Raw genomic sequence first — 8,527 nt, forward strand, 5'->3', positions numbered from 1 at the left:
CGCGCCGTCCCCGGCGTCCACCGAGGGCCTCGTCCCAGCCTGCTGAAGTGGCCCGTCCCCGGCCAGGTCGGCGCAGACAGCGCCTATATGTTCGTGCCGGGCCGGACCACCGACACGAACAGGTACGTGTGGTGCTTGAGCGTGCACACGGGCAGGCTGAAGAACGTGACGTCCGAGCCGTTCTCGTTCGGCGGGTAGACCCGCAGGAGGCTCGCGTACGCCGGCTTGCAGCCGGAAGTGTCGACCTCCGCGGCCCCGTAGCCGAACAGCACGTGCGCGGTACCGCCCGCCGGGATCGTCACCCAGGCCGCCTTGTACACCGGACTGCGCCCGGCGGCGTCGCCGAGCTGGTTCAAGTTGATGCCGGTGGCCGAGACACCCGGGTAGCCGAAGGTGCGGCACGCGTGGCTGCTTGTGTTGGTGAACTCCAGGGCGTAGTAGTAGGTGCCGGCCGCGCCGCTGAGGGAGCTGACGTTCACCCAGACCCCGAGGTTGCCGGCGGTGCAGGCGGGCGGAACGGCGGGCGCGGCCCAGACGGCCGGCCCGGTGCCTCCGGGTATCCGCACTTAGTCGCGCTGGCGGGTGCTGCCGAGCATGATCTCGTCCCAGGACGGGACCGAGGCACGGCGGCCGCGGGCGGTTTTCTTGCCCTGGCGGGAGGGGGCCGCCTGCTCGTCGGCCGCGGGTTCCGCGGGCCCGGCGAGGTCTACGTCCACTGGTTCCGCGGCGTCCGCGGCGTCCGCGGCAGCCTGGGCCGCCGCCGGTTCCTGCCGCTCGGCGGGCGCCGCCACGGCCACCGGCTGTGGTTCGGGCACGGCGTCGAGGTCGTCAGGCTCCTCGTAGCGCGGCGGGCGCTGGGGAGCCGGCCGGGATCGTTCGGAATCATGGGAAGAGGAGCGGGCGGCGGCCTGTGCCTGCGGTGCGATGGCCTGCGGTGCGGCGGCTTGTGCCTGCGGTGCGGCGGCCTGTGCCTGCGGTGCGATGGCCTGCGGTGCGGGGACGGGGTCGCGGTACGCGGGGCGGGACAGGACGGGCGACGGGGCGTGCGATTCGGCGCGGAGCCGGCCGCCGGCCGGGCCGGCGTTCAGGCCGCCGCCCAGCGAGCCGGACCCCATCCCGGCCGCGGCGCCGAGCCGTGGCGCGAGCGGCGTCACGGTCGCCTCGCCGGGCAGGCTGGCCGGAAGCGGCGGCAGCTCGGAGTCCGGCAGCGACAGCCGCGCGGCGTTGTCGTCGTCGGGCATGACGTGCCTGCGGCGGGGATCGAAGACCCACTCGGCGATGTGCAGCCGGCCGCCCGCGGAAAAAGTCAGCGAAACCTGCCAGTTGCCGTCGCCGCGCTTGCGGGAGTCCCACTGCCCGTCCGCGGGGTCGACGCCTGCCGCCGTCAGCCGGCCGGGCACGATATCGCCGAGCCTGGGACCTGACGCCGAATCACCCGCCCGCCGCACCGAGGCGGACTGCGCCTGGTCAGCGACGTAGGCCCGCTCCGCGAGGACCGGGCCTTCGAACCAGCGCACGCGCTCGACCGGGATGCCGGCCGCGTCGGCGATCTCTTCCGCCGTCTCACCTGCGCGGATCCGTGCCTGGATCTCCTTGGGTCGCAAGGGACTCTCCACTTCGATCTCGTACTGGGCGAGCCGGGAGGTCTGGCCGAGCGCGACGGCCCGCAGCCGTTCATCGATCGGCAAGGTGAACCGCGCGCTCCTGCCGGGAACGGCCAGGACGGCGTAACTGCCGTCCTCGCTCACCGCCACGAACCGCAGTTCCTGCATCGGCGTCCTTCCATGCTGCCCGGGCTGCACCCGCCGTACTCCACGTTGTCTTGCGCCGCGAGCCCGTGCCGTACCACTTCCGTCAAGAGTCTCCCGGTCAGCGGCCGATAAGGAAAGCACCCCGCCCGGCATGTCAGGAGTTCATGCTGCCATTTACCACGACCGTTTACCCCGACTTACCTCCGACTTACCCTGACTTACCCCGACTTACCACGACCCGGGCGCGCGCGCCGGGACCTTCCGGTGACTGGCCGGCCGCAAGGAGCGTCCCCGGCCGGCGAATCGGCGTCAGGGACGGCCGCTTGAGTCGCTTTCCGCCGCGGCGTCACCGGCCGCGGCGTCACCGGCCGCGGCGGGGGAGATGTCCCCCTTCAGCCCGAGCGCGTCGGCGCTTGCCCCCACCGAGTCCGTCCCGCCGGTGATGAGCCTGCTCGGCCACCAGTTCCAGCGGCCGAGCAGGCACACCGTGCACGGCACGAGCACGGAGCGGACGACGAACGTGTCCATGACGACGCCGACCGCCAGGCCGATGCCGACGTCGCGGATCTGGCTGCCCCCCGACTCGCTCGCGCCCACGACGGCGAACACGGTGAACGTTCCGGCCAGCACAAGCCCGGCCGAGGTCACGGTCGTGCCGGTCACCCCGAGCGCCCGCGAGACCGCCTCGCGCAGCGGGAACCGGTGGGCTTCCTCCCTGATCCGGGTCATCACGAGGATGTTGTAGTCCTCGCCGAGGGCGAGCAAGAAGATGAACAGCAGGAACGGCAGGATGAAGGTGATGCCGCCGGAATTCCCGATCTCGATGAACACGAGCACCGCAAGGCCGAGCGCCGCGAAATAGGACAGCGCGACCGACGCGATCAGGTACAGCGGAGCGATCAGCGACCGCATGACCAGCGCGAGCAGCACGCCGATCACGACGATCGCGATCGGGATCACGTGCGCGAGGTCGCTGTTGGAGATCGCGCTGACGTCGTAAAGCGCCGGCGCCTCGCCGCCCACGCCGTAGGCCGTGGCGCGCAGCGTCGGCACCACGGCCGCCGCCTCGGCCCTGATGGCCGGGACCGCTTGCAGCGCCGCGGTGGTGGACGGGTCGCCCGCGGTCAGCCCGGTCTCGAACTGGATCGTGGTGCCTGCCGTGTCGACGAACTGGGCGGTCGCCCGGTACTCCTGGTACGCCTGCGGCGAGATCTTGGCGGGCAGCGAGGCGGGCGGCGTCGGCGGCAGCGGCCCGGAGCCGAGCACGGCGTGCAGTTCGGTGAACTGCGCCGGGGTGAACCCGGTGCCGCCGACCGGGTTGAGCGGGCCGGTCACCCCGGTGAACAGCCCGCTGGCCTGGAGCTGGCTGGTGGCGGCCGCGATCGCCTGCGGGTCCCGCCAGGCAGGCGCGGACAGCCGGTAGACGAGGTTGGTCGGGTTGGCGGCGGAGGCCGGGAAGTACTTGGTCAGCAGCGCGGTGCCTGCCGCGGAGTCGGTGCCCGCCGGCGCGGCGATCGCGCCGCCGAACCCGGCGCTGACGTACCCGCTGACCGCGACCGACAGGCCGCCGAGCGCGATCATGCCGATCGACAGCGCCAGCGCGGGCCGCTTGACGATCCGGGCGGCGACCTTGCCCCAGGCGCCGGTCGTCGATGCTCCGGCGACGTTCTTCGTCGGCCAGAACGCCGCGCGCCCGAAGATCGCCAGCAGTGCCGGGAGCAGGGTCAGCCCGGCCAGCAGCATCACTGCGATGCCGACCGCGAGCGGGATGCCGAGGTCGGAGTAGATCTGGAAGGTGGCGAACAGCAGCGAAAGCAGCGCCGCGATCACCGTGAAGGCGGAGAACGAGATCGACTCGCCGACCTTCGTCAGCGCGTTGACCACCGCCTCCTTCGAGGGCTGGCCCAGGCGCATGTTCTCCCTGACCCGGAACACCAGGAACAGCCCGTAGTCCGTGCCCGCGCCGAGCACGAGCACGATCAGCAGCAGCTGGGCCAGCGTCGACACCTTGAGCCCGTGGTAGGCGGCCTCGGCGACCAGCGGGCCGGCGATCACCACGGACATGAACGCCGGGATCAGCGTGATGAACGGCGCGAGCAGCGACCGGAAGATCAGCAGCAGCAGGATGAGGATGAACAGCACCGAGATGCCCTGCACCTCGGTGCCGGTGGTGCCGGACTGTTTCTGCTGGTCGACGTTGATCGCGAGCTGCCCGGCCAGGTGCACCTGCATGCCCGGCGGCGGGGCGGCGGCCTTGATCGCGGTGCGCAGGTTGTCGACGAAGTCCGTGATCGCGTCCTGGTCGCCCTGGCTGACATCGGACAGCACCTGCAGCTGGGCGGCCTGGCCGCGCACGGTGGCCGAGAGCGCCGAGACCCCCAGGTCGTGCACCTTGACGACCGTCGGAACGTTGAGCAGGTCGGTCGACAGCGTGGTCAGCCAGGCCTGGTCGGCGGCGGTGAGCGTGCCGCTGCCGACCGCCGCGACCACCGGCACCGGGCTCAGGTTCGTTCCCCCGAACGGCGCGGCCAGCTCCGCCGCCTGCTCGCTGGGCGCGCTGGCGGGCAGGAACGCGCTGTTGTTGCCCTGCGTCACGCTGGCCAGCGATGGCAGCGCCCGCGGGATCGCCACGAAGGCGGCCACCCAGACGATCAGCACCAGCCAGCGGTACTTGACGGCGAATGAGGCGATTGCCCTGAATATGTCGTCGACGCGCACGCGCCTAGGATAGCGAGCGGGGACGGTGCGACAGGCAGCCGGACCCCGCATGCTGGAGAAGAGGAGGCGCGGCCATATGCGGCATTTCGTTGGTTTCGTGCTAGCTGTCCTGCTGGCGGCGGCGGTGTTCTTCGGTGCGGCCTGGGGCTACCTGCGGCTGCTGCAGATCCCCGCCGGCGGCGGCGCGGTGGCGGCACTGCCCGCGGGCGGCGGCTCGCTGCTGCACGACACGCACGTACTGCTGGCCTTCGCGGCGCTGGCGGGCACCGCGCTGCTCGCCGGGATCTGCGTGGCGGCACCCCGGATCTCGCCGCTGGCGTCCGGGCTGCCCGGCCTCGGGCTGCTCGCCTGGAGCGTGCTGTACCTGGTCCGCGTGCGGCGTGCGGTGGCCTACATTCCGCTGAAGCATGATACGTTCGGCGTCGGCTTCGAGGCGATGCTGTTCAACGGGGTGCTCGCCGCGGCCGGCTTCGTGCTGGTCGTCCCGCTCTTCGTCCCCTCCAGGTGGCGGCGCCGCGTGCCGTGGGGCGGCGAGCAGCTGGACGCGGTGGCCGCGGTCCCGGCAAGCACCCTGATCTCCTCCGACTGGGCCGAGACCGCGCCGATACCGCAGCCGCTGCAGCCGCTGCAGCCATTGCCGCCGCTGCCGTCCGCGCCGACCCAGACGATGCCGCAGCAGCCGCCTGACGACGCCTGGACGTAAGCCAGGCGCGCCGGGCGGCGGCCGCGGGCGGTCAGCGTCAGCGTGCGGTCAGCGGAACTGCGCGGCCTCGGTCGAGCCCGCGAGCGCCAGCGTCTGCGCGTTCGGCGAGATCGCCTGCGTGACGAGGTCGAAGTAGCTGGTCCCCGCCTCGCGCTGGTGCTTGGTCGCGCTGTAGCCGAGCCCCTCGGCCGCGAACTCGGCCTGCTGCAGCCGCACGTAGGCCGCCATGTCCTCGTGCGCGTAGCCGTGCGCGAGTGAGAACATCGAGTAGTTCAGCGCGTGGAACCCGGCGAGCGTGATGAACTGGAACCGGTACCCCATCGCGGCCAGCTCCTTCTGGAACTTGGCGATCGTCGCCTCGTCCAGCTTCGCCCGCCAGTTGAACGACGGCGAGCAGTTGTAGGCAAGCATCTGGCCGGGGTATTCGGCCTTGATCGCCTCGGCGAACTCGCGCGCCTCGTCCAGGTCGGGGGTCGAGGTCTCCATCCACAGCAGCTCGCTGTACGGGGCGTAGGCCAGGCCGCGGGCGATGCACGCGGCCATCCCGTTGCGCACCAGGTAGAACCCCTCGGCGGTCCGCTCGCCGGTCACGAACGGCTTGTCGCGCTCATCGACGTCGGTCGTGAGCAGCGTCGCCGCGTGCGCGTCGGTCCGCGCGATCACCAGCGCCGGCACGTTCTCCACGTCGGCGGCGAGCCGGGCCGCGGTCAGCGTCTTGATATGCTGCCCGGTCGGGATGAGCACCTTCCCGCCGAGGTGGCCGCACTTCTTCTCCGACGCGAGCTGGTCCTCGAAGTGCACGCCCGCGGCCCCCGCCGCGATCATCGACTTCATCAGCTCGAACGCGTTCAGCACGCCGCCGAAGCCCGCCTCGGCGTCCGCCACGATCGGTGCCAGCCAGTTGGCCCGCGGGGCCGTGCTGTCCGCCGAACGCTCCGACCAGCAGATCTGGTCGGCGCGCAGCAGCGCGTTGTTGATCCGCCGCACCATCTGCGGCACCGAGTTCGCCGGGTACAGGGACTGGTCGGGGTAGGTCTGCCCGGCGAGGTTCCCGTCGGCCGCGACCTGCCACCCGGACAGGTAGATGGCCTGCAGGCCCGCCCTGACCATCTGCACGGCCTGGTTGCCGGTGATCGCGCCGAGCGCCCGCACGGCGTCCTCGGTCCGCAGCAGGTCCCATAGCCTGTTCGCCCCGCGCCGCGCGAGCGTGTGCTCCTCGGTCACCGAGCCGCGCAGCCGGATCACGTCCTCGGCTGTGTAGCTCCGCCTGATGTTCGCCCAGCGCGGGTCGGTCTCCCACTCGACGCGCAGATTGGCCGCCTGCTGGCTGATCGTGTCCATGGTCGCCATGCCTTTCCGTAGTGAGCCAGCTCGCCGGGCTGGCCGTAGTACCAGGGTGAGGGCAGTGCCCGCGGAAACCGAGGACTAAGGTCCGTAAAAATATTCATTTTTTTCCGAACGGAAACGTGTTACTCTTTTTTACGATGAAAGAAACGCGGAAATTGGTAGAGACCGGTGGTCTAGACCTGGCAACCTTCGGCCAGCGGCTGCGGCACGCGCGCCGCGCCCGCGGGCTGACGCTCGCCGAGCTCGGCGCCAAGGTCGGGCGCACCCCGTCGGTGCTCTCGCTGATAGAGAACGGCCGCCGCGAGCCGCGGCTGTCGCTGGTGGAGCAGCTCGCCGCCGCGCTGTCTGTGCCGGTGTCCGAACTGCTGAAGAAGCAGCCGCCAAGCCGCCGGGCGCAGCTGGAGATCGCGCTCGAGCAGGCGCAGCGCGACCCGTCCTACGCCGCGCTCGGCCTGCCGCCGCTGCGGGTGGGCACGCGCGTGCCGACCGACGTGCTCGAGCATCTCGTGGCGGTCGCCGCCGAACTGCGCGCCCAGCGCTCCAAGCCGACCGCCACGCCAGAAGAGGCCAGGGCCGCCAACGCCGCGCTGCGCGCGTCGATGCGGCAGCGGGCGAACTACTTCCCCGCGATCGAGCAGGCCGCCGCCGAGGCGCTGCGGCGCGCCGGCTACTCGGGCGGGGCCCTGTCGCAGGGGATGCTGCTGTCGGTGGTGTCCAGGCACGGGTTCTCGGTCCAGTTCGTGCCGGACCTGCCGCGGTCCGTGCGGTCGCTGACCGACCTGCGCAGTAACCGCATCTACGTCAAGCAGGAGCCGGTCGGCGGGCACTCGCCGCGGGCGGTGATCCTGCAGTCCCTCGGGCACTTCCTGCTCGAGCACGACGTGCCGCGCGACTTCGCCGACTTCCTGCGCCAGCGGGTGGAGGCGAACTACTTCGCGGCCGCGATGCTGATGCCCGAGTCGACGGCGGTGGAGTTCCTGCGCTCGGCGCTGGACCGGCGCGACCTGGCCGTCGAGGACCTCGTCGATGTATACTCAGTATCATACGAGATGGCCGCGCACCGGGTCACCAACCTGGTCACCCACCACCTCGGGCTGCCCTGCCATTTCGTGAAGAACGACGCGAGCGGCATCATCTACAAGGCCTACGAAAACGACGGCGTGATCTTCCCCGCCGACGTCTCAGGCGCGATCGAGGGACAGCGGATGTGCCGGCAGTGGGCCGGGCGGCAGGTGTTCGCGGCGCCGGACCGGTTCTCGCCGCACTACCAGTACTCCGACACCCCCTCGGGCACGTACTTCTGCGTCGCCCAGGTCGACCCGCGCGCCGAACCGGGGTTCGCGATCACGCTCGGCGTCCCGTTCGAGCACTCCCGCTGGTTCCGCGGCCGGGAATCGCCGATCAGGACCAGGTCGCTGTGCCCCGACGGCGAGTGCTGCCAGCGAGCGCCGCTCGCGCTGGCCGAGCGCTGGGAGGGCATGGCCTGGCCGTCGGCCCGCGCCCACTCGCACATCCTGTCCGCGCTGCCGGCCGGCTCCTTCCCCGGCGTGGACGACGTGGACGTCTACGAGTTCCTCGACCGCCACGCCGCTCAGTGAGCTGACTCGTCCTTAGCGGGACGGTGCGCTCGGCAACGCGAGCTCGTAGGCCCGCAGGGCGAGCCCGGGCACCGGCTCGAAGTCCAGGTCCGGCGTCCGCGAGAACCCATTGGCCTCGTACAGGTGCCGCGCCGCCTCCATCGGGGGCCGCGTGCACAGCCGCAGGCAGCGCACGCCGCGCTGTCCGGCCAGCTGGATGACCGCGAGCAGCAGCGTGCGCCCGACGCCCTGCCCCTGCGCCCGCGGGGCGACCGCGAACGCCCGGATGTCGGCCTCCGTCCCGTCCCGCGCGAGCTCGCTGCCCGGACCGAACGGCTCAAGCGTCACCGTGCCGAGCATGCCGGTCCCCGCGTCGTCGACGGCGACAAGCACCACGCAGGTATTTCCCGAGCCGAACCCGAACCCCCGCA

The 8,527-nt window shown here is 71.7% G+C and carries 7 protein-coding genes; 2 read left to right on the forward strand and 5 right to left on the reverse strand.

Annotated features, from left to right (window positions below):
* Window positions 1–83: 83 nt before the first annotated feature.
* The 3 genes from Q1N79_RS03960 to Q1N79_RS03970 form a co-directional block, all read right to left on the reverse strand.
* A complete protein-coding gene (locus tag Q1N79_RS03960; protein ID WP_300604506.1) occupies window positions 84–566 on the reverse strand; it encodes a DUF4232 domain-containing protein in 483 nt (160 codons plus the stop codon).
* Window positions 567–1,772, reverse strand: a complete 1,206-nt coding sequence (gene sepH, locus Q1N79_RS03965; RefSeq protein ID WP_300604509.1) for a septation protein SepH — start codon at window positions 1,770–1,772, stop codon at window positions 567–569.
* 288 nt (window positions 1,773–2,060) lie between these two features.
* The gene (locus Q1N79_RS03970) at window positions 2,061–4,469 is read right to left on the reverse strand and encodes an MMPL family transporter (protein WP_300604512.1); all 2,409 of its coding nucleotides are present in this window, start codon (window positions 4,467–4,469) and stop codon (window positions 2,061–2,063) included.
* Window positions 4,470–4,566: 97 nt separating this feature from the next.
* Between Q1N79_RS03970 and Q1N79_RS03975 the strand changes: the two genes are divergently transcribed.
* A complete protein-coding gene (locus tag Q1N79_RS03975; RefSeq protein WP_300604515.1) occupies window positions 4,567–5,172 on the forward strand; it encodes a hypothetical protein in 606 nt (201 codons plus the stop codon).
* Between the two features lie 48 nt (window positions 5,173–5,220).
* Here the strand turns inward: Q1N79_RS03975 and aceA are convergent, their stop codons facing one another.
* Window positions 5,221–6,513 (reverse strand): isocitrate lyase, encoded by a 1,293-nt coding sequence (aceA, locus tag Q1N79_RS03980; RefSeq protein ID WP_300604518.1) that lies wholly within the window; start codon window positions 6,511–6,513, stop codon window positions 5,221–5,223.
* A 143-nt stretch (window positions 6,514–6,656) separates the two neighbouring features.
* Between aceA and Q1N79_RS03985 the strand changes: the two genes are divergently transcribed.
* Window positions 6,657–8,117, forward strand: coding sequence for a helix-turn-helix transcriptional regulator (locus tag Q1N79_RS03985; protein WP_300604521.1), 1,461 nt, complete (start codon window positions 6,657–6,659; stop codon window positions 8,115–8,117).
* A gap of 12 nt (window positions 8,118–8,129) precedes the next feature.
* Here Q1N79_RS03985 and Q1N79_RS03990 read toward each other — a convergent pair.
* A partial coding sequence (locus Q1N79_RS03990; RefSeq protein WP_300604524.1) for an N-acetyltransferase occupies window positions 8,130–8,527 on the reverse strand: 398 nt, incomplete at its 5' end.

Origin of the sequence: Trebonia sp., from assembly GCF_030042015.1 — a bacterium.
GTDB lineage: Bacteria > Actinomycetota > Actinomycetes > Streptosporangiales > Streptosporangiaceae > Trebonia.

Bases quoted from the DNA above. Each gene is read 5' to 3' on its own strand.
- sepH (WP_300604509.1), bottom strand. From the start codon at position 1,772: ATGCAGGAACTGCGGTTCGTGGCGGTGAGCGAGGACGGCAGTTACGCC.
- aceA (WP_300604518.1), bottom strand. From the start codon at position 6,513: ATGGACACGATCAGCCAGCAGGCGGCCAATCTGCGCGTCGAGTGGGAG.
- Q1N79_RS03985 (WP_300604521.1), top strand. From the start codon at position 6,657: ATGAAAGAAACGCGGAAATTGGTAGAGACCGGTGGTCTAGACCTGGCA.